This is a genomic window from Mycobacterium hubeiense, assembly GCF_002838065.1.
GTDB lineage: Bacteria > Actinomycetota > Actinomycetes > Mycobacteriales > Mycobacteriaceae > Mycobacterium > Mycobacterium hubeiense.
In genome coordinates this window covers 16,751-35,929 of sequence record NZ_PIZU01000035.1, presented here as the reverse complement: position 1 = coordinate 35,929, position 19,179 = coordinate 16,751, and the positions used below count along the sequence as shown (strand labels likewise).

The following is a 19,179-nucleotide window of genomic DNA, read 5'->3' as shown; positions in this document are numbered from 1 at the left end:
GGTAGTCGCCGACCAGGACCTTTGACCAGGAATCGACTCCGGGCTGGCGGCGGCGGGTATCGCTTGATGTGCCAACCTTGGGGTGTGACAAAGACGCCCGTATGCGTGGTGGGTCTGGGCCTGGTCGGCGGCTCGGTGATGCGCGCGGCCGCGGCTGCCGGGCGTGAGGTCTTCGGGTACAACCGGTCGGTGGAGGCCGCCCAGGGGGCCCGGTTCGACGGGTTCGACGCCACCGAGAACATCGAGCAAGCCTTGGCCCGCGCGGCCGACAGCGAGGCGTTGATCGTGCTGGCGGTGCCGATGCCGGCGCTGCCCATCATGCTGGGCCACATTCGCGAGCACGCCCCCGATTGCCCGCTCACCGACGTCACCAGTGTCAAACGTGCGGTCTTGGCGGAGGTCGAGAATTTCGGCCTGCTCGAGCGATTCGTCGGCGGACACCCGATGGCCGGCACCGCCCACTCGGGCTGGGCGGCGGGCAATGCGCGGCTGTTCGTCGGGGCGCCGTGGGTGATCAGCGTCGACGACCACGTCGATGCCGACGTGTGGACGATGGTGATGGAGCTGGCGCTGGACTGCGGCGCGGTCGTCGTCCCGGCCCGCTCCGACGAACACGACGCCGCCGCGGCCAGCATCTCGCACCTGCCGCACCTGCTCGCCGAGGCGCTCGCGGTCACCGCGGGTGAGGTGCCGCTGGCGTTCGCGCTGGCCGCGGGGTCGTTCCGCGACGGCACCCGGGTGGCGGCCACCGCGCCGGATCTGGTTCGGGCCATGTGCGAGGCGAACTCCGAACAGCTGCTGCCCGCGCTGGACCGCACCATCGAACTGCTCGGCCATGCCCGCGAGGCGCTGGCCTCCAACGACTCCGTCGCCGACCTCATCGAGGCCGGCCACGCCGCCCGGATGCGCTACGACAGCTTCGGCCGACCCGAGATCATCACCATCACCATCGGTGCGCCGGACTGGCGCGAGGAGCTCGCCGCCGCGGGCCGTGCGGGCGGGGTGATCAGATCCGCTCTGCCAGTCCTGGGTAGTCGAGGATGAAGCCGTCCTTGTCGACGGTCACGGTGGTCTCGGCGACCGGGGAGTGCAGCTTGATCCCGGCTGTCAGATCGGGACCCGCGCTGCTGTAGCTGATCGTCGCGGGGTCGACGGACAGCTCCGGCAGCCGCACGTAGACCACCGGAATGGTGATGGTGTCGGTGCGCTCGTAGATGCCCGTGCGGCGGATCGGCAGCGCGTTGAAGAACGGGCTGAAGATCACGTCGACGTCCAGCGCCCCGTCGAAGGCTGCCCGTTTGGCCTGGTTCTGGTGGTCCTGCACCAGCCACATGTTCTCTTCGTCGCGGGCGATCGAGAGCTGGCGTTCCCGCTCGGCCAACGTGACGGTCAGGGACAGTCGCTTGGTGGCTCCGGTCTCGTCGGTCACCAAGTCGTACGAGGCGGAGAAGGCCGGATGCGACGTGGTGGCCGCGGCCACGATGCGGCCGTAAGCCTTGATGCGATTGCCCGACAACTGCACCCGTACCGATTCCATCCTCGGCACATCGTGCGCCCGCCAGGTCAAGACCGCCGGCCAGGCGCTTTTGGTCGCATCAGAGCGGACTGCTTCACTCACCCTTCCACCGTAGGCGACGACCGCGCTCTGGCGTAGCGGGCTCCCGCAGGTGATTTCAATTCCAGCGCCACCTCGTCGCCGAGCAGAGGTTGAGGCATCCGCGCGCCCCCGAGACGCCCGGTGCCCGGCATCGACAACCACACCGCCAGCGCCAGCGCGGCGTCCAGAAGCAGCGCCAGCGCGGTGACCATCAGCGCGCCCACCAATGCGATGTGGAACTGTCGCACCTTGATGCCGTCGATGAGGTAGCGGCCCAACCCGCCGAGGCTCGCATAGGCGGCGACGGTGGCGGTGGCCACCACCTGCAGCGTGGCGGTGCGCAGCCCGCCGAGAATCAGCGGCATGGCGTTGGGCACCTCCACCCGCAGCAGGACCCGGGACTCGGTCATGCCCATCGACCGTGCGGCGTCGACGACGGCGCGGTCCACGTTGGCGATGCCGGAGTAGGTGCCGGCCAACAGCGGCGGGATGCCGAGCAGCATCAGCGCGATGGTGGGCGGCACCAAGCCCAGACCCCACAGCAGCACGCCGAGCAGCAGCACACCCAGGGTGGGCAGTGCCCGCAGCGCGTTCACCGCGGTGACGACGAAGAAGGTGCCGCGGCCGGTGTGGCCGATGAGCAGCCCGATGGGTATCGCGACCAATGCCGAAAACGCCACGGCCACAACGGTGTACTGCAGGTGTTCGCCGATGCGGGCGGCCAGCCCGGCCGGGCCGCCCCAGTTGTCGGCGGTGAAGATGTAGGCCAGCGCCTGCTGTAAGAAGTTCATGCCGCCGCCCTCGCCCACGGTGTGATGGCTCGGCCGGCGAGCATGATGAGCGCGTCGATGACGACCGCCAGCACGAAGATCGCGATGATGCCGGCGATGATCTGGTCGCTCTTGTTCGCCTGGTAGCCCTCGGTGAACCAGGTGCCCAGCCCGCCGATGCCGATCACCGAACCGACCGCCACCATCGAGATGTTGGTGACGGCGACGACGCGCAAACCGGCGACGAGCACCGGGATCGACAGCGGCAGTTCTACTTTCAACATCCGGGTGAGCGGTTTGTAGCCGACGGCGGTGGCGGCGTCACGCACCGGCTCAGGCACCGCGTCGAGCGCCTCGGGCACGGCCCGCACCAGCAGCGCCGTCGTGTACAGCGTCAGCGCGACGATGACGTTGGCCTCGTCGAGGATTCGGGTCGGGATGATCAGCGGCAGCACCACGAACAGTGCCAGCGACGGAATGGTGAAGATGATGCTGGCGGTGACGGTGGTCAGCCGCCGCAGCGCCGTGGTGCGCTGCGCGAAAGCGCCCAGCGGAACGGCGATCAGCAGTCCCAGGATGATCGGCACCAGCGACAGCCGCAGGTGGATCAGCACCAGCGTCCACGCGTCGTCGAGATTGTTCAGCAGATAGCGCATGCTATTGCTGCCGCTGTTTCTTCAACGCCGCCAACACATCTTCGGCGAGGATGCCGCCGACCACGCGCCCGTCGTCGTCGACGGCCACCCCTAACCCCGACGGCGACGACAATGCGGAATCCAGCGCCTGGCGCAGCGAGTCCTCGGGGCGGAACAGTGAGCCGCCCGCGATCGTGCTGTCGTACAAGGACTTACCGTCGCGGTGCAGCGTCACGCCGTCGGCGTTGATCCACGCGTACGGCGTGCCGTCGGGTTTGTTGACCAGCACCCAGTCTTTCGGGCCCAGGGTGAGGCCGTCGATCTCGGGTTCGGCGACGGAGCGAATGTCGTGCAGCGGCAGGCCGGTTGCGTGGCGGAACTGCAGTCCGCGGTAGCCGCGGTCGGCGCCGATGAAGCCGGCGACGAAATCGTTGGCGGGGTTGGACAGCAGCCGTGCGGGTTGGTCGTACTGCTGCAGCACGCCGCCGCGGCCGAACACCGCGACCTTGTCGCCGATCTTGATCGCCTCGTCGATGTCGTGGGTGACGAACACGATCGTCTTGTGCAATTCGCTTTGCAGCCGCAGGATTTCGGTCTGCAGCTCCTCGCGCACGACCGGGTCGACGGCGCTGAACGGCTCGTCCATCAGCAGGATCGGCGGGTCGGCGGCCAATGCTCGTGCCACGCCGACGCGCTGTTGCTGACCGCCGGACAGTTGCGCCGGATACCGGTTGGCCAATTGCGGGTCCAGGCCGACACGCTCCATGACCTGCAGCGCGGCCTTGCGGGCGGTGCGACGGGATTCGCCCTTGAGCACCGGCACGGTGGCGACGTTATCGACGACCCGCTGATGTGGCATCAGGCCCGCGCTCTGGATGACGTAGCCGATGCCGAGCCGCAGTTTGACGGGGTCGACCTTGGTGACGTCGTTGCCGTCGACCGTGAGCGTGCCCGCGGTGGGGTCGATCATCCGGTTGATCATTCGCATCGAGGTGGTCTTGCCGCAGCCGGACGGGCCGACGAAGACCGTCAGCGTGCCGTCGGGCACCTCGAGCGTGAGATCGTCGACGGCGACGGTGCCGTCGGGATATCTCTTGGTGACGTGATCGAAACTGATCATTTGCTGATGGGCTGGTCGAAGCCGTTGTCCTGCACCCAGTTACGCGCCGCCTCGTCCGGGTCGACGCCGGTGTTGCCGGACACCGCGGTGTTCAGTTCGATGAGACCCTGCGTGGTCAGCTTGGCCGAGACGGCGTCGAGCACCGTCTTGAGCAGATCGGATTTCTTCTGCGAGCTGACCAGTGGCACCACATTGGCGGCGGGGAAGTTGTTCTTCGGGTCCTCGAGCACGACGAGGTTGTGCTGCGGGATGGCCGGCGACGTGCTGAAGATGTTGGCGGCGGTGACGGTGCCGTCGACCAGGGCGCGCACGGTGGCGGGGCCGCCGCCGTCGCTGATTGCGATGAAGTTGTTGGGCGCGATGTCCAGGCCGTAGTCGGCTTTGAGTCCCGGCAGGCCCTCCGCGCGGTTCAGGAACTCCGACGGGGCACCGAATTTCACCTCCGGCGAGTGCTTTGCGAGGTCCGCGATGGACTTGAGGTTCCACTTCCGCGCCGTCTCCTGGCTGACCGCGACGGTGTCTTTGTCCTCTGCCGGTGAGGGCGTGAGGATCGACAAATCGCCGGGTAGTGCCCGTGTGAGTGCCAGTTCGACCGCGTCCGGGGCGGTGACCTTGGCGTCTGGGTCGAAGTACTGCAACAGGTTTCCGGTGTATTCGGGGATCAGGTCGATCGAATGGTCCTTGACCGCCGGAATGTAGGTTTCGCGGCTGCCGATGCCGAATTGCCGGCTGACGGTGAAGCCGTTGGCCTCCAACGCCTGCGCGTAGATCTCGGCGATGATCTTCGATTCCGGGAAGTCCGCGGAGCCGACGATGATCGACTTCAGATCACCCGAGATGGTGCCGCCGCCGAGGGGGTTGGAACTCCCGCAGCCCGCGGTTATCAAGACAAGTGCGGCTGCGAGGACTGTCAGTGCTCGGTTCATGTCGGACGTCCTTCCGGCGTCACCAGCCTGCCGCGACCCTAGCGAGATGTGCGGCCGGATGCCGCGGTTTAGCTCACCGTTAACTGGTCAACGCGCCCGTCGAAGCGCCCGTCGACGAACCGGAAGAACCGCCCACTGGCGGTGGCTGGGGCGGCGATCCCTGCGATCCGGACGCCCTGGGATGCCGGTGATGCAGGCCCCCGAGGAGCTGGATAACTGAGTCGACACGCAGTCAGGTGGTTTCGTTCTTCCGCCAGTTGGGCAAAGATGGACCCATGAGCAGCGATCCGTCCGTATCGCCCGATCAACCGATATCACCGGGACCTGACGAGCCCACGTCCGTGCCAGCGCAGCAAGCCAAGCCGGAAGTCGAATCCCCGGTGAAGTTCACCCGTGCCGCGGCGCTGTGGTCTGCGGTGATCGCGGGCATGCTGGTGTTGATCGTGCTGCTGATCTTCATCGCGCAGAACACCGACTCGGCGCAGTTCGCGTTCCTCGGCTGGCACTGGAGCCTGCCGCTGGGCGTGGCAATCCTCGGTGCCGCGGTATGCGGCGGCTTGCTGACGGTCCTGGCCGGCACCGCGCGCATCTACCAGCTGCGCCGCGCCGCGAAGCGCAACATCACGCTGCGGCAGTAGCCGCCTTCGGGAGTGTGAACTCACTGCGAAATTCCGGCCGATTTTTCGCAGTGGCTTCACGTTCGTGAAGGGGTGCTAGTCGGCGGCCTCCCGAATCTGCTGCGCCACCACGTCGGGATGGGTGTACGGGATCATGTGGCTGCCGTCGACGGTGATCAGTTCGCTGTTCGGCGAGGTTTCCGCCAGCCGTCCGGCATGTTCATGCGGCACCAATTCGTCCTCGGTGGCCGCAAGCTGAACCGACGGCACGTCGATCTCCGGCACGTTGTCGTCGACCCACTGCATCGTGTCGCCGAATTCGAGTTGCTCACTGGCGAAGGCCTCGAGGTTGCCGGGCGTGAGCGTCACCGCCACCAGCCGGGCGGCGTACGTCGGGTCGATGTCACCGGGTGCGAACGCGTGCTGCGCCCCGAAGTGCGCCGACAGCCGGTTGGCGATATTGCCGTAGGTACGGTTGACCACCGACTTGATCACCGGCAGCTGGCTGAACCGGATGTAGCGGGCCAGCATGGTGTCTGACGTGTTGGCGCGCATGCCACCGGCACCGGGCGCAATCAGGATCATCTTCGCGACGTCTTGCGGATAGCGGCGCGCCAGGCCGAGTGCCAGTGTGCCGCCGAAGGAATGGCCGACGACGACCGCAGGCGCCAGCTTGCGCTGGGTGAGGAAGTCGTGCACCACATCGATCTGCTCCTGGAACGGCACCACTCCGCCCGTCGACCAACCGAAGCCCGGCCGGTCGATCGCGGCCACATGCAGGCCACCCAGGTGAGGCATCAGCGGGTCGAAATCCTTGTGCGTGCCCGGCAATCCGTGCAGCAGCAGCACGGGGGTACCACGACCTGACTGCTCGACATAGTGAATGTTCTTGCTGCGCAGCGAGATGTACTCGCCGTCGGCCGGCGGCATCGGTGGCAGCTTCATGACGGTGTTCACTACCACGACGATCGCCACCACCACCGCCAGCGAGAAGACGCAGANCTGCTCGACATAGTGAATGTTCTTGCTGCGCAGCGAGATGTACTCGCCGTCGGCCGGCGGCATCGGTGGCAGCTTCATGACGGTGTTCACTACCACGACGATCGCCACCACCACCGCCAGCGAGAAGACGCAGAATCGCACGAATCGGCGCGATTTCGTGCGATTCTGCGACTGCTCGACGGACCTGGCCACGGGCTCGGCCACTAGCTCATGTGCTCCAGGCCCGCGGCGATCAGCGGGGCCACCGCCTCACCGACCTTCGTCGCGACATCGGGAGACCCGCTGCCCATGCGGCCGCGGTAGTCGATGCCCGCCGCGATGATCGCCGCCTTGAAATACGCCAGCGCCATGTAGAAGTCCCAGTGCGCCAACGGTTGTCCGGAGGCCAGCGAATAGCGGTGCGCGAGATCGTCGGCCGACGGCATCAGCGGCGAGGACCACGCCGCGTGCATCTCGAGTATGAGGTCGAACCGGGAGTCGCGGTACACGCACATCAATGCCGCGTCAGACAGCGGGTCACCGAGCGTGGACATTTCCCAATCCAGCACCGCGCGCACCTTCGTCGCATCGTCGGCATCCAGGATTGTGTTGTCGATGCGATAATCGCCGTGCACGATCGAGGCGCGAGTCTGCGGCGGAATCGCCTCTCCCAGAAGGGAATGCAGCCGCTTCACGTCGGCGTCACGGAGATCGTCGGGCAGCCGGACCAGCTCCCATTGCGAGCCCCACCGCCGCACCTGCCGCTCCAAATAACCCGCGGGCTTGCCGAAGTCGGACAGCCCGACCGCGTCCGGGTCGACGGCGTGCAGGTCGGCCAGCACGCGGATCAGGGCGTCGACGCAGTCGGAGATGGCGTCCTTGTCGCCGATCGTCTCCAGATCGTCGGCCATGCGCACCACCCGGCCCGCCACGTGCTCGACCATCTGGAACGGCACGCCGAGCACCGAGTCGTCGTTGCTCATCGTCACCGCGCGGGCCACCGGCACCGGCGTATCGGCCAGCGCGGCCACCACCCGGTACTCGCGGGCCATATCGTGCGCCGACGGCGTCAGCCCGTGCAGCGGCGGCCGTCGCAGCACCCATTTCGACGCGTCGTCGGACACCAGAAACGTCAGGTTGGACCGCCCGCCGGAGATCAGCTCGGCCCGCAGCTCACCGGTGCGGGGAATGCCTTCGGCCTTCAGGTGACGATCCAGTGCGGCCAGGTCGAGTCCGTCAAGTGCCATGCGATGTGTTTACCACCGCTGGTTTCGCGGCAGCAGATCCCATACATGCTCGGTGCCGTTGACGCTCGCCACCGCCAGTCGCCCGCTCCGCGAGGACAGCAGCCGGGTGATCGACGCATAGTCGACGTGAAACGACAGCAGCCGTGCGGTGCCGAGGATCTGGTGCAGCAGCACGTTGATCACCCCGCCGTGGCTGAACACCGCGACGGTGTCCTCGTGGTCGGCGCCGGCCACCAGATCGTCGACCGCGGCGCTGATCCTGGCCTTGAACGCGGCCTCGTCGACCCCGCTGGGCAGGTGCCCGTTGGCCAGCCGGGCCAACTCCTCCGGGTTCTCCGCGGCGATCTGCTCGATCGGGATGTATACCGGCAGGTCGCGGTCGTACTCGGCGAAGCGGTCGTCGATCTCGATGCTCAGCCCAAGCTTGTCGGCGACGGGCTGCGCGGTCTGGACGGCGCGACGTTGCGGGCTGCTCACCAGCCGGGTGATCGGGAAGCGATCCAGCGCCGCGGGCAGCCGCTGGGCCTGCTTCACGCCTTCCTCGGACAAGTCGGGATCGGAGCCCTCACCATGCGAGGTACGCAGGGGCAGCGCATGTCGGACCAAAAGCAATTGCACCGTGACACCATATTGCCCGTGCGCGCATTCGCCTGCCCGGTGTGCCTCAACTACACGCCGTTCGAGGCGGACCGGTGCGGCACCTGCGACGCGCAGCTGGGGCTGCACCCGCCCACCATGACCATGCTGGCGGTGGACAACGACACGGCGACCGTGGACAGCCGGCGCTGGGTGCGCTGCACGCAGGCCAAGACCATCGCCCGCGAGAAGCTGGTTCCGACGGCAGCGGCGCTGCGCCGGCTGGTGTATCAGCTGCTGGACATCGGGCTGCCCGCGGAGCCGTTCTGGCGGCGCAACGGCGGGTTGGCGTTCGACTTGGTGTCCAGCTACACCATGCATCCGTGGGAGGACTTCGCGGAGTGCTTCGCCCACTACCTGCACATCACCGACACCATCGACACGACGCGTGAAGCCGGCATGGTGCTGCACGCGGACCGGGTGCGGTTCTCGTTCCCCCATGACATGGCTCCTCTCGAGTGCTACGACGACGTGCCCGTCGAACACCTGCTGTTCGACTGGAATTGGCTGTCGATGTTCTTCAACCGCGTGAACGCCGCGATGGGCAAAGGCCCGCTCTATCCGTTCGAGATTCCACCACCCGTCGTCGCCAAGCTCGTTTTCGTGCATCGGGTGATCCGGGATACCGCGAGGAGCCGCTGAAATGGGTTATGCCGATTCACTATTCGACCTCACCGACCGCGTGGTGCTCGTCACCGGCGGCAGCCGGGGGCTCGGGCGCGAGATGGCGTTCGCCGCCGCGCAATGTGGGGCCGACGTGATCATCGCCAGCCGCAACCTGGAGTCGTGCGTGGTGACGGCCGAGGAGATCGCGGCGTCGACGGGCCGAGCGGCGTTCCCGTATCAGGTGCATGTCGGGCGGTGGGAGCAACTCGACGGTCTCGTACAGGCGGCCTATGACCGCTTCGGCAAGGTCGACGTGCTGGTGAACAACGCCGGCATGTCGCCGCTGTACGACTCGCTGACGTCGGTGTCGGAGAAGCTGTTCGATGCGGTGGTCAACCTCAATCTCAAGGGGCCGTTTCGGCTTTCGGCGTTGGTCGGTGAGCGGATGGTGGCCGACGGCGGCGGGTCGATCATCAACGTCAGCTCCAGCGGGTCGCTGCGCCCGGCGCCGGACATGCTGCCGTACGCGGCGGCCAAGGCGGGGCTCAACGCGCTGACCGAAGGTCTGGCGAAGGCCTATGGGCCGACGGTGCGGGTGAACACGTTGATGGCCGGGCCGTTCCTCACCGATATCAGCAAATCGTGGGGTCTGGAGCAGGCAACTACGAACCCGTTCGCTCATCTGTCGTTGAAGCGGGCCGGAAACCCACCCGAAATCATCGGCGCCGCACTGTATCTGATGTCCGATGCGTCCAGCTACACGACGGGCGCGATCCTGCGGGTTGACGGCGGCCTGCCCTGACTTGCCTGCGACGTCAGGTGTGGCGGGCGCGCTCCTCGTAATCCCGTCGCTTCTCGCGGTCGACGCCCTCATCGAAGATCTGGTCGAAACCCAGCCTGTGGCGCATTGATTCGAAGACGCGCAGCGGGATGAATCTGCTTGTTACGGTTGTAATCAGCCCGGCACCGCGGGTCACCGCCATGCGGGGCTTCGGCTTGCGGATCAGCCGGACGATGCCGGCTGCGATGTCGTCGGGATCGGCCTTGCCGACGCCGCGTCCGCTCACTCCGTCGATCATCCGGGTGTTCACCAGCGTGGGCAGCACCGCCGATACGTCCACGCCGGTGCCCTGCAGTTCCAGTCGCACGACGTCGGTGAAACCGAGCACCGCGCATTTGGAGGCGCAGTAGGTCGCAATGCCGGGCATCGGGCTCACCGCTCCCAGCGATGCGATGTTGATGACGTGCCCCTTGCGGCGCTTGACCATTCGCGCGGCGGCAAGTTTGGTGCCGAGCATGACGCCGTAGGTGTTGATGGCGAGCGTGCGCTGGGTCACCTCATCGGGTTCGTCGACGAATCGTCCTGTCGGGCAGATGCCGGCGTTGTTCACCAGGACGTCGATCGGGCCGAGCTGCCGTTCGACCTGATCGAGAAAAGCCTCGAAGGAGTCGCGATCGCTGACGTCCAGCTTCGCGTACACGTCCAGACCGAGTTCGGTGCCGGCTTGTTTGACGGCCGCTTCGTCGATGTCGCCGATCGCGACCTTGGCGCCGAGTCTTTGCAGGGCCGCGGCGGTGGCGTAGCCGATGCCGCGAGCTCCGCCGGTGACGACCACGACCTTGCCGTCGAACGAGACCACACGTGCCATGTGCGCGGAGATTACTCGGACATGGCCTCCGCGATCCGGCTTATCTCGTCATCTCCTCGACCTTTGGCGACGGTGGCATCGACGTACCGCTGAAACGCCTTCAGTGCACCGGAGTCGACGCCGGCCTGGTGCGACGCGGCGATCAGATGGCGCAGCGACGCCGCCACCGAGGAGACCGGGGCGCTGGTGTCGTCGTGGCGATCATGTTCTATCCGCTCGGCGACCTCCTCGAAGATCGGCGGAAGGATGCCGACGATCCCATGGGCATGCGGCAGCAACTCGCTGGGCTTGACGCCGTTGGCCTGTGCGACGTTGAGCGCATGCAGGAACCCGCTGACCGATGTCCAGAACAGGTCCAGCAGCGCCATGTCATAACTGGCGGCTCGCCCGTAGTCCTCACCGAGCCAGGTCGTCGTCGCGAGCGCGGCGAAGACGTCTCGATGGGTATCGAAGATGTCGCGTGGGCCCGCGAAAAGGATGCTGGCGCTTGGTGTTCCGATGGTCGATGTCGGCGTCATGATGGCGCCGTCCAGATAGCCGCCGCCGAGGTCCGCGACGAGCTTGGCGGTACTGCGCGCATTGTCGGGCGTATCGGAGGTCAGGCCGACGATGGAGTGGTCGGCGACGGCTTGCCCCGCCGCTTCCAATACCGCGTCCACGACGGGGTGGTCGACGACGTTGACGAGCGTGATGTCGCCGGCGGCGACCGCCTCGCCAGGCGATGACGCCCAGGCCGCGCCGCGGGCGCGAAGTGCATCCGCCTTGGCGGGGGTTCGGTTCCACACCGTGGTGCGAAAGCCGGCGTCAAGGAGGGCGCCTGCGAGCGCTTGCCCCATCGGGCCGAGGCCGAGGACACTGATCGTTGTCATGGCACCATCGTTGACGTGGCGCGGAGTATTCGACAAGTACCCACTATTTAGTGCGATACTTCCCTTCAGGAAACTATTGAGCGTGAGCTGCAAGGGAGTACTGCAGTGAGCCAGTTGGGAAAGTACACCTGCGGGCTGGACGCCGCGTTCGCGGTGGTCGACGGCAAGTGGAAGCCGCTGATCCTGTGGGAGCTACAGAGCGGCCCGAAGCGGTTCAACGCGCTGCATCGCAGCCTGCCGGGCGTCTCGCAGAAGATGCTGACCCAACACCTCAAGGAGTTGCAGCGCCACGGCGTGGTGCACCGCGAGAGCTATCACGAGGTGCCGCCGAGGGTGGAGTATTCGATGACCGAGGCGGGCCAGCAGCTACTGGAAGCGCTGGAGCCGCTTGGCGATTGGGCCACCAAGCACATCGACCTGATCTGTGCGGCGGAGGCAGGCTGACCGGTTCCGCGAGACTGTAGTTATCGAGAGGTTTTTCGAGTGGAGGCCTCGACAACTACAGTCTCGCGGCGGGGAGACAGCCGGCGTCAGCCGCCGTGCTCGGCCAGCCACCGCTCGGCCCGTCGCGTCGAAGCCCGCGATAGCCACGCGTCCTGGATCAACTCGGTCAGCTCGGTCTTGCCGATGGCGCCGATTTCACTGCCCCGCACCAACACCGACGGATGGCCGTCGAAACGTTCGGTGGTGAAGAACGGCGACTTGGGGTCCTGGATGAGGGCCAGCTTGTCGCTCTCCGACTCGACCCAGATCATGACGACGTCTGAATAGCGTTCACCCGTATCCGGATCGGCGGCGTCGGGCTGGGGCGTGCGGAAGAACACGAACGACTTGCCGCCCACCTGGTAGATCGGATTGCCCTTGGGGCCTTCGATGCGCTTGACGTGCGGCATGGAAGCGGCGATCTCGTGCACGTCGCTGACCCGGGCCGGCCGATCACGCATGGCGCTCCAGCCGGTGCAGGACGACGTCGGACAGCGTTGCGTTGTCGACCGTCGCCGTCATGTAGGTGCAGTACGGCTGACGGCGCCGATCGGTCGGCGATCCCGGATTGAGCAGTCGCAGACCGGTTTTCGCGGTGGTGTCCCACGGGATATGGCTGTGCCCGAACACCAGCACGTCGGTGTCGGGATACTCCCGAGCCATCCGCGCTTCACGTCCCGTCGCGGCGCCCGTCTCGTGGACGACGGTGAATCGCAGGCCACCCAGCGTGGCGTCGGCCCGTTCAGGCAGGCGCCGCCGCAGCTCGACGCCGTCGTTGTTGCCCCAGCACGCCACCAGCCGCTTCGCCCTGGCTTCGAGCGTGTCGAGCAGCGACGGCTCCACCCAGTCCCCGGCATGCAGCACCACGTCGGCACGCGCCACCTCTTCCCAGACCTGCGGCGGCAGATCGCGGGAGCGCTTGGGCACGTGAGTGTCGGCGATCAGCAGCAGCCGCATGTTCAGCCCTGCTGCAACAGCTCGGCCATCTTCGGCATCACCGTCTGCAGGGCCTTGAACGGCCGCAGCATGACCTTGAACGAGGTGATCTGCTCGTCGTCGTTCCAGGCGATCATGTCGACGCCGTTCACATGGATGCCGTCGATGTCGGCGGTGAACTCCAACACCGCCGAACGGTCGGCGAACCACTGGCCCACATAGCGGAAGTCCTCGCCGCCGAACAGCTTTGCCGCGGCGGTGAGGTAGGCGAGGGTGGTGGCCTTGCCCTCCTGCGGGGTGAACACCGCGGGCGAGTAGAACACCGCGTCGTCGGCCAGCAAGCTCTCGAGTTCCTCGGGGCGGTCGCCTTCGACGACGTCGATCCAGCGCTGAATAACGGGTGGGGTCATACCCCCATCTTGCCGGTTATGCGCCGCGTGATCGGACCGGCCACAGCCGCAGCCTGCGATTGACCGCCCTGACTGGTGCGGTGAGCCTGCCCGCCTCGTAGTCGGCCAGCAGACTGGCCACGGTCTTTTCTGCGCACGTGCGATTGGTGCCGATGCCGCCCGTCGAGCCTCGCTTGATCCAGCCCGTCGCGTACACGCCGGGCACCACCCGCCCGTCCACGGTGGGGATGGTCGCGGTGTCCGGGTCGAACGGAACCCCGTCGATGGCCGACCCGCGAAAGCCGATCGAACGCAAGATGAGGCCCGTCTCGAGGAGCTCTCCGTTGCTCAGTCGAATACCGGTGACCACGTCGGCGCCAACAATCTCCGCCGGAGAGAGATTGAACCGCAGGACAATTCGCTTGTTGCCCGGTGTCGGTGCTTTGGCGGCCAGATCTCGCAGCAGGTCGAGTTTGCGACCCTCGCCTGACGGCACCTCTGCCGGATCGACGATCACGTCGAGACCCGGAATGCGGGTCAACGCATACAGTTCGGGCGTCGTGAAAGCGGCATGTTCCGGACCGCGACGGCCGACGATCACAACTTCGTCGATGCCGCTTCGCCTCAGCGCATCCAAGGCCGGCTTGGCGATATCGGTGTCCGCCAATGCATCCGGATCGGCAGAGAGGATGCGTGCCAAATCCAAGGCAACGTTGCCGTTGCCGATGACGACCGCTCGTCGCCCCGACAGATCGGGCGCCAGCCCGACGTGGTCGGGGTGGCCGTTGTACCAGCCGACGAACGACATCGCCCCCACCACACCGGGCAGGTCCTCACCGGGAATGCCGAGCCGACGTTCACCGCCGGCACCGTGCGCGTAGATGACGGCGTGGTGGTCGCGAAGCAGGTCGTCGTGGCTGACGTGTGCCCCGACCTCGACGCCGAGGTGCAGTTGAAACCGCTTCTGCTGTCCTGGAGTCCAACGGAATTGGCTCGCCACCGATTTGGTGGCGGGATGGTCGGGTGCGACGCCGTAGCGAATCAGGCCGTGCGGGACGGCCAGCCGTTCGTACATGTCGACGTGCACACCGGGGTGACGCAGCAGTTCCTTGGCCGCGTAGTAGCCGGCCGCCCCGGACCCGACGACCGCGACGCGCAAACCGTCGGCGCTCACGCGCACCACGCTGGGCGGCGTCCGCGGTTGCCACGCGGGAGGTTGCGGATTGTCCTGGTAGTAGGCCGCACTGGTGTCGCGATACCACTGGTCGTCCGCGTTCAGTTTGTTGTCGGGCAGGATCGCGTCGACCGGACAGGCATCGGCACACGCGCCGCAGTCGATGCAGGTGTCCGGGTCGATGTAGAGCATCTCCGCCGTGCCGAAACCGGGTTCGTCCGGCGTGGGGTGGATACAGCCCACCGGGCAGACGACGACGCACGACGCGTCGTTACAGCAGTTCTGCGTGATCACATATGACAACGGTTGATCCTCAACGGGTTTCGAATGCTGCGAGCTCAGCCATCAGCGGCAACGGATACGGCGAGACGCCCTCGCCGACGATGTGCGAGCCGCCCCACGGGTCATGATCGACCAGCACCGCGGCCACCGCTTCGTTGTTACCGATGCGGATGGTCACCGGCTGATTGAGATTTCGGTGCAGCCCGGCCAGTGCCGGCGACGGCAGAACCCGCCCCGACCAGCGCACCGTGCTGTCGACGGGCTGGAATACCGCCAGCAGGTGAACGTCCACGCCCACGTCGATGCCGTCGAGCCCGGTCAGCATTGCCGGTCCGCGGTAGTCGTCGTCGCCCTCTCGGTCTTCGGCGCGGGTGTACTCGAAGTCGGCCAGCGCCGGCGGCGGGTTCAGCCGGTTCAGCCCGCTGTCGACATTGCGGCTGAACTGCGCGTGGACGTGCGGCTTGACCTCGACCCTGGTGCATTGGCGCTGCCACAGTGCCTTCAGGCATTCCACGACGTAGGCCCCGGCATTCCGGTCGGTGACCGTGAAGTAGTTCGGGAAGCCGTGCCGTGCCACGCCCAGATACGGGTGCACGCCGAACCGGGCCTCGGCATCCGCGAGGGTCAGTCGTCCGACGCGCGTCCCGGCGGGCTGCGGCACGGAGTCGATCAGCACTCGCGCGGCGAGGTCTTCGATCAGCCAGCGGTCCGCGTCGACATCGAACACTGCCGTCTCAGCGGCGTCGAGTGCCACCACGTCGAGTGGTGCCTCGATCAAACCTGGTACCGCCGAACCGATTACGGCGACATCAACGAGCCGAGTCACTCGAGAAACCCGTACCGCCGCCACATCCGGCGCGAGAATCGGCCCATCATCCCGATGTCCTCGAAGAACTCATAGAGCCCGCGGAATGATTCCCGCCGAATGGCATTGACCGGCTCGTTGGCCCGCGCCTGCCGCATCGCCTCGCCGACGTCGAGCCCGCACCGGCGGTACACCTCCTTGTCGTAGAAGATGCGCCGCAGCACGAAGGCCGCAATTCCGTTGAGCTCCCGAGCCAGCCGGCGCTCGTACCACCGCGAGTGCGCAAGACGACGCAGCACGCCCTCGCGCGCATACCGGATGTGACGCGCCTCTTCGGCCACGTGAATGCGCATGACCTGCTGCATGATTGGCTGCAAGTCAGGGTGACGCGCGTACTTGCGCTGCAGATCGTCGAGCAGCTCTTCGCCGCACAGCGCGGCACCCCACAGCAGCAGTCCCTTGTAGAGCGACGGCAGCCGCTGCACGGTCCACGCCTCGAGCTTGGACAGCCGGTAGGGCCGGGCGCCGATCGCGCTGACGGTGCGACCGAACATGATCATGTGCCGGGTCTCATCGCCGATCTCGGTCAGCGCATAGTGCACATTGCGCGACGTCGGGTCCTGGTAGAGCATCGCGCGCAGCAGTCCCTGGTTCAGGGTGTTCTCGAACCACACCGCGCGGCTGAGCATGTTGGCCGCCTCTTGACGCGAGAGTTCGACGCGCTGGGCGTGCGTCATCTGTTCCCACAGCGGGGTGCCGTACAGCGAAATCGTTTCCGGCGGTAGGTAAAACAGGTCGGGATCTTGCGGCGCATCCCAGTCGATATCGATCGCCGAGTTGTACGACCGGCGCATCGACCCGCCGATCAACCGATCGGCCATCTCCTGACGCCGGACCTCATGGGGTTGGGACATCACGGTCATGAATGGAAGGTTAGACAGTTATTGTCTTACTGTCTATCGTAGAATCGTCGGTGTGAAGAGACGGCCCGTGACCAGCGTCGTATCGGGCGACACGCGCGAGCGGATCCTGGACGCGGCGCTGCAGCTGGCCGCCATCACCGGCCTGCGCAAGTTCTCGATGGAGGAGATCGCCCGTCAGGCCAAGATCGGCCGGGCCACGCTGTACCTCTACTTCAAGGGCCGCGACGCGCTGATCAGCGCGCTCGTGCAAACCGAACTGGCCCGGTATTTCGCCGGGATCCAGGCGGTCATCGACAGGTACGACGACGCCGACGAGCGGCTGATCCACGGGTTCGCAGAGGCGTATCGACTGCTACGCCATCACCCAGCGTTGACGACGGTGTTGCGGGTCAACCCGGAGATCCTGCTGCCGTACCTCATCGCCGAGGACAGCCTGGCGCTGAACCTGGCCCGCGGATTCGTCGACTCGGCGATCCGCGACGAGGACATGCCGGATGCTGTTCGCGCTCAGTTCGCAGAGCACGTCGCCCGGGCGATCCACTCGCTGATCCTCATTCCGGGCGGCGTGCTGGGCCTCGATGAGCCCGGCGGGCCGGAGGAATACGCCCGTCGCTTCCTCATTCCGGTGCTGCAGGACCTGACGGCGAAAGCCTTCGAGCGTTAGGTGGAGGATTTAGGTCAATATGTGGCTTCAATCCTCTACCTAAGAGCGATCGCCACCGAGCAATAGAGCGCGCCCGGAGAGACTCGAACTCCCAACCTTCTGATCCGTAGTCAGATGCTCTATCCGTTGAGCTACGGGCGCATGTGTTCAGTTGTGTGGCGGAGGCGAGAGGATTTGAACCTCCGGTCCCCGGTAAGAGGACAACTCATTAGCAGTGAGTCCCATTCGGCCGCTCTGGCACGCCTCCTGAACAACCTGAGGGTACCGGACCCAAGCTCGGGCCTCGGAACCGCCGAGGGCACAGCGTACACAGCCTCACATATGCTGGCCAAGTGACTGCCCGGCTGCGCCCCGAATTGGCTGATCTGCCTGCGTATACCCCGGGCAAGACGGTCCCCGGCGCAATCAAGATCGCCAGCAACGAGACGGTCTACGGGCCGCTGCCCAGCGTGCGCGCGGCGATCGAAAAGGCCACCGACACCATCAACCGCTATCCCGACAACGGCTACGCCGAACTCAGGGATCACCTGGCCAAACACGTCGGCTTTCCGCCGGAGCAGATCTCCGTCGGCTGCGGGTCGGTCAGCCTGTGCCAGCAACTCATCCAGATCACCTCCGCCCCCGGAGACGAGGTGCTCTACGGCTGGCGCAGCTTTGAGATCTACCCCTTGCAGGTGCGTACCGCCGGCGCCACCCCTGTCCAGGTCCCGCTGCGCGACTACACCTTCGACCTCGACGCGATGCTGGCTGCGATCACCGACCGCACGCGGCTGATCTTTGTCTGCAACCCCAACAACCCGACCAGCACGGTCGTCGAACCCGACAAGCTCGCCGAGTTCGTCAACGCCGTCCCGGACGACATCCTCATCGCCCTCGACGAGGCCTACGTCGAATACATCCGCGACGGGATGGCACCGGACAGTTTCGGTCTGGTCCGCAATCACAGCAATGTCGTTGTGCTGCGGACGTTTTCGAAGGCTTACGGGCTCGCAGGACTTCGGGTCGGTTACGCCATCGCCGATCCCGACATCATCACCGCGTTGGGCAAGGTCTATGTGCCGTTCAGCGCAACCAGCATCTCGCAGGCCGCGGCCATCGCCTCGCTGGAGGCCGCCGACGAACTACTCGCCCGCACCGACGCCGTTGTCGCCGAACGGATCCGGGTCAGCAAGGCGCTGACGGACGCCGGCTACACCCTGCCGCCGTCGCAGGCCAACTTCGTCTGGCTGCCGTTGGCCGACCGCACTCTCGACTTCGTGCAGGACGCCGCGAGCGCGCGCATCGTGGTGCGGCCCTACGGCATGGACGGCGTGCGCGTCACCATTGGCGCACCGCACGAGAACGACGCCTTCATCGAATTCGCCCGACGCTGGATAGGACACCAATGAGCGACGCACGTGAGACCTTCACCGAACTCAAGCTGCGGGACCAGATCCCCGACGCCGAACTCGACGAGTTCTGGGCCACGCTGGAACCCGTCACCATCGACTTCATGATCGGCGAGTGGAAGGGCGGTGAGTTCAACACCGGCCACAAAGCCAACGGCTTCATGAAACGCCTCAACTGGTTCGGCAAGACGTTCAACTCGCCCACCGACGCCAAGCCGCTGGTGTGCCTGGACGCCGACGGCAACAAGTTCTCCAACACAAAGGCGATGAAAGGCGAGGCCAGCCTCTGGATGGAGGAGTTCCGGGGCGAGGTGACGGCGACGATGGTCTACGACGGCCGGCCGGTGCACGACCACTTCAAGAAGGTCGACGACAACACCGTCATGGGCATCATGAACGGCAAGGCCGCCCTCGACGGCGACCGCTACCTCTACTTCTATCTGGAACGCGTCTAGGCACCGCGCACGCGAGGGCGGTCAAGC

The 19,179-nt window shown here is 66.2% G+C and carries 24 protein-coding genes and 2 tRNA genes; 8 read left to right on the top strand and 18 right to left on the bottom strand.

Features of this window, described 5'->3' with window-relative positions; genetic code table 11:
* The first annotated feature begins 84 nt into the window (after nucleotides 1-84).
* Entirely contained in the window at nucleotides 85-1,044 is a 960-nt protein-coding gene (locus tag CWS39_RS22115; RefSeq protein ID WP_255413041.1) for a prephenate dehydrogenase, read from the top strand.
* Here the strand turns inward: CWS39_RS22115 and CWS39_RS22110 are convergent.
* From CWS39_RS22110 to CWS39_RS22090, 5 genes are read right to left on the bottom strand one after another with little or no spacing between them, the layout of a single operon-like run.
* The gene (locus CWS39_RS22110; protein ID WP_102145046.1) at nucleotides 1,007-1,618 is read right to left on the bottom strand and encodes a putative glycolipid-binding domain-containing protein; all 612 of its coding nucleotides are present in this window, start codon (nucleotides 1,616-1,618) and stop codon (nucleotides 1,007-1,009) included. The two genes, CWS39_RS22115 and CWS39_RS22110, sit on opposite strands and share 38 nt — an antisense overlap.
* On the bottom strand, nucleotides 1,615-2,388 hold the full coding sequence (locus CWS39_RS22105; protein WP_102145064.1) for an ABC transporter permease: 774 nt from the start codon (nucleotides 2,386-2,388) through the stop codon (nucleotides 1,615-1,617). The genes CWS39_RS22110 and CWS39_RS22105 overlap by 4 nt, the downstream gene beginning before the upstream one ends.
* Nucleotides 2,385-3,023: an ABC transporter permease gene (locus CWS39_RS22100; RefSeq protein WP_102145045.1), complete on the bottom strand. Its 639-nt coding sequence runs from the start codon at nucleotides 3,021-3,023 to the stop codon at nucleotides 2,385-2,387. Before CWS39_RS22100 ends, CWS39_RS22105 begins: the two co-directional genes overlap by 4 nt.
* 1 nt (nucleotide 3,024) lies before the next feature.
* Nucleotides 3,025-4,122 (bottom strand): ABC transporter ATP-binding protein, encoded by a 1,098-nt coding sequence (locus CWS39_RS22095; RefSeq protein WP_102145044.1) that lies wholly within the window; start codon nucleotides 4,120-4,122, stop codon nucleotides 3,025-3,027.
* Nucleotides 4,119-5,048, bottom strand: a complete 930-nt coding sequence (locus tag CWS39_RS22090) for an ABC transporter substrate-binding protein (RefSeq protein ID WP_102145043.1) — start codon at nucleotides 5,046-5,048, stop codon at nucleotides 4,119-4,121. The genes CWS39_RS22095 and CWS39_RS22090 overlap by 4 nt, the downstream gene beginning before the upstream one ends.
* Before the next feature lie 275 nt (nucleotides 5,049-5,323).
* Here CWS39_RS22090 and CWS39_RS22085 point away from each other — a divergent pair, with 275 nt between their 5' ends.
* Nucleotides 5,324-5,686 carry a LapA family protein gene (locus tag CWS39_RS22085; protein ID WP_102145063.1) on the top strand — a complete coding sequence of 121 codons (363 nt, stop codon included), beginning with the start codon at nucleotides 5,324-5,326 and terminating at the stop codon, nucleotides 5,684-5,686.
* Nucleotides 5,687-5,761: 75 nt separating this feature from the next.
* Here CWS39_RS22085 and CWS39_RS22080 read toward each other — a convergent pair whose 3' ends face one another.
* The 3 genes from CWS39_RS22080 to CWS39_RS22070 all read right to left on the bottom strand — a co-directional run bounded on the left by CWS39_RS22080 (nucleotide 5,762) and on the right by CWS39_RS22070 (nucleotide 8,511).
* Complete coding sequence (locus CWS39_RS22080; RefSeq protein ID WP_431306167.1) at nucleotides 5,762-6,595, bottom strand: alpha/beta fold hydrolase; 834 nt, start codon at nucleotides 6,593-6,595, stop codon at nucleotides 5,762-5,764.
* A 275-nt stretch (nucleotides 6,596-6,870) separates the two neighbouring features.
* On the bottom strand, nucleotides 6,871-7,893 hold the full coding sequence (locus CWS39_RS22075; RefSeq protein ID WP_102145042.1) for a phosphotransferase family protein: 1,023 nt from the start codon (nucleotides 7,891-7,893) through the stop codon (nucleotides 6,871-6,873).
* Nucleotides 7,894-7,902: 9 nt separating this feature from the next.
* Nucleotides 7,903-8,511 carry a histidine phosphatase family protein gene (locus tag CWS39_RS22070; RefSeq protein ID WP_102145060.1) on the bottom strand — a complete coding sequence of 203 codons (609 nt, stop codon included), beginning with the start codon at nucleotides 8,509-8,511 and terminating at the stop codon, nucleotides 7,903-7,905.
* A gap of 18 nt (nucleotides 8,512-8,529) precedes the next feature.
* Here CWS39_RS22070 and CWS39_RS22065 point away from each other — a divergent pair, with 18 nt between their 5' ends.
* Together CWS39_RS22065 and CWS39_RS22060 are read left to right on the top strand one after the other, a co-directional pair.
* A complete protein-coding gene (locus CWS39_RS22065; protein WP_233213624.1) occupies nucleotides 8,530-9,171 on the top strand; it encodes a putative zinc-binding metallopeptidase in 642 nt (213 codons plus the stop codon).
* Nucleotide 9,172: 1 nt separating this feature from the next.
* Nucleotides 9,173-9,937 carry an SDR family NAD(P)-dependent oxidoreductase gene (locus tag CWS39_RS22060; RefSeq protein ID WP_102145041.1) on the top strand — a complete coding sequence of 255 codons (765 nt, stop codon included), beginning with the start codon at nucleotides 9,173-9,175 and terminating at the stop codon, nucleotides 9,935-9,937.
* 13 nt (nucleotides 9,938-9,950) lie between these two features.
* Here CWS39_RS22060 and CWS39_RS22055 read toward each other — a convergent pair whose 3' ends face one another.
* Complete coding sequence (locus CWS39_RS22055; protein WP_102145040.1) at nucleotides 9,951-10,784, bottom strand: SDR family oxidoreductase; 834 nt, start codon at nucleotides 10,782-10,784, stop codon at nucleotides 9,951-9,953.
* An 11-nt stretch (nucleotides 10,785-10,795) separates the two neighbouring features.
* On the bottom strand, nucleotides 10,796-11,653 hold the full coding sequence (locus tag CWS39_RS22050; RefSeq protein ID WP_102145039.1) for an NAD(P)-dependent oxidoreductase: 858 nt from the start codon (nucleotides 11,651-11,653) through the stop codon (nucleotides 10,796-10,798).
* Nucleotides 11,654-11,758: 105 nt separating this feature from the next.
* Here CWS39_RS22050 and CWS39_RS22045 point away from each other — a divergent pair, with 105 nt between their 5' ends.
* A complete protein-coding gene (locus tag CWS39_RS22045) occupies nucleotides 11,759-12,097 on the top strand; it encodes a winged helix-turn-helix transcriptional regulator (protein ID WP_199178250.1) in 339 nt (112 codons plus the stop codon).
* An 86-nt stretch (nucleotides 12,098-12,183) separates the two neighbouring features.
* On the opposite strand, the gene CWS39_RS22040 is transcribed toward CWS39_RS22045, so the two are convergent.
* Genes CWS39_RS22040 through CWS39_RS22015 form a run of 6 tightly spaced genes read right to left on the bottom strand, consistent with a single transcriptional unit; the run spans nucleotide 12,184 to nucleotide 16,645 of the window.
* Complete coding sequence (locus tag CWS39_RS22040; RefSeq protein WP_102145038.1) at nucleotides 12,184-12,597, bottom strand: MmcQ/YjbR family DNA-binding protein; 414 nt, start codon at nucleotides 12,595-12,597, stop codon at nucleotides 12,184-12,186.
* Entirely contained in the window at nucleotides 12,590-13,093 is a 504-nt protein-coding gene (locus CWS39_RS22035) for a metallophosphoesterase family protein (RefSeq protein ID WP_102145037.1), read from the bottom strand. The genes CWS39_RS22040 and CWS39_RS22035 overlap by 8 nt, the downstream gene beginning before the upstream one ends.
* Nucleotides 13,094-13,095: 2 nt before the next feature.
* Nucleotides 13,096-13,482 carry a nuclear transport factor 2 family protein gene (locus CWS39_RS22030; RefSeq protein ID WP_102145036.1) on the bottom strand — a complete coding sequence of 129 codons (387 nt, stop codon included), beginning with the start codon at nucleotides 13,480-13,482 and terminating at the stop codon, nucleotides 13,096-13,098.
* 16 nt (nucleotides 13,483-13,498) lie between these two features.
* Nucleotides 13,499-14,929: an FAD-dependent oxidoreductase gene (locus CWS39_RS22025; protein ID WP_233213627.1), complete on the bottom strand. Its 1,431-nt coding sequence runs from the start codon at nucleotides 14,927-14,929 to the stop codon at nucleotides 13,499-13,501.
* 19 nt (nucleotides 14,930-14,948) lie between these two features.
* A complete protein-coding gene (locus CWS39_RS22020) occupies nucleotides 14,949-15,743 on the bottom strand; it encodes a DUF4873 domain-containing protein (protein ID WP_142386907.1) in 795 nt (264 codons plus the stop codon).
* A complete protein-coding gene (locus CWS39_RS22015; protein WP_102145033.1) occupies nucleotides 15,740-16,645 on the bottom strand; it encodes an AurF N-oxygenase family protein in 906 nt (301 codons plus the stop codon). The genes CWS39_RS22020 and CWS39_RS22015 overlap by 4 nt, the downstream gene beginning before the upstream one ends.
* Nucleotides 16,646-16,697: 52 nt before the next feature.
* Here CWS39_RS22015 and CWS39_RS22010 point away from each other — a divergent pair, with 52 nt between their 5' ends.
* On the top strand, nucleotides 16,698-17,309 hold the full coding sequence (locus CWS39_RS22010) for a TetR/AcrR family transcriptional regulator (protein ID WP_158240387.1): 612 nt from the start codon (nucleotides 16,698-16,700) through the stop codon (nucleotides 17,307-17,309).
* Nucleotides 17,310-17,377: 68 nt separating this feature from the next.
* Here CWS39_RS22010 and CWS39_RS22005 read toward each other — a convergent pair.
* Together CWS39_RS22005 and CWS39_RS22000 are read right to left on the bottom strand one after the other, a co-directional pair.
* Nucleotides 17,378-17,450, bottom strand: a tRNA-Arg gene (locus CWS39_RS22005).
* 15 nt (nucleotides 17,451-17,465) lie between these two features.
* A tRNA-Ser gene (locus CWS39_RS22000) sits at nucleotides 17,466-17,556 on the bottom strand.
* An 85-nt stretch (nucleotides 17,557-17,641) separates the two neighbouring features.
* Between CWS39_RS22000 and hisC the strand changes: the two genes are divergently transcribed.
* Nucleotides 17,642-18,697 (top strand): histidinol-phosphate transaminase, encoded by a 1,056-nt coding sequence (hisC, locus tag CWS39_RS21995; RefSeq protein WP_102145031.1) that lies wholly within the window; start codon nucleotides 17,642-17,644, stop codon nucleotides 18,695-18,697.
* Nucleotides 18,694-19,152: a DUF4334 domain-containing protein gene (locus CWS39_RS21990; protein ID WP_102145030.1), complete on the top strand. Its 459-nt coding sequence runs from the start codon at nucleotides 18,694-18,696 to the stop codon at nucleotides 19,150-19,152. The genes hisC and CWS39_RS21990 overlap by 4 nt, the downstream gene beginning before the upstream one ends.
* Nucleotides 19,153-19,179: the final 27 nt, after the last annotated feature.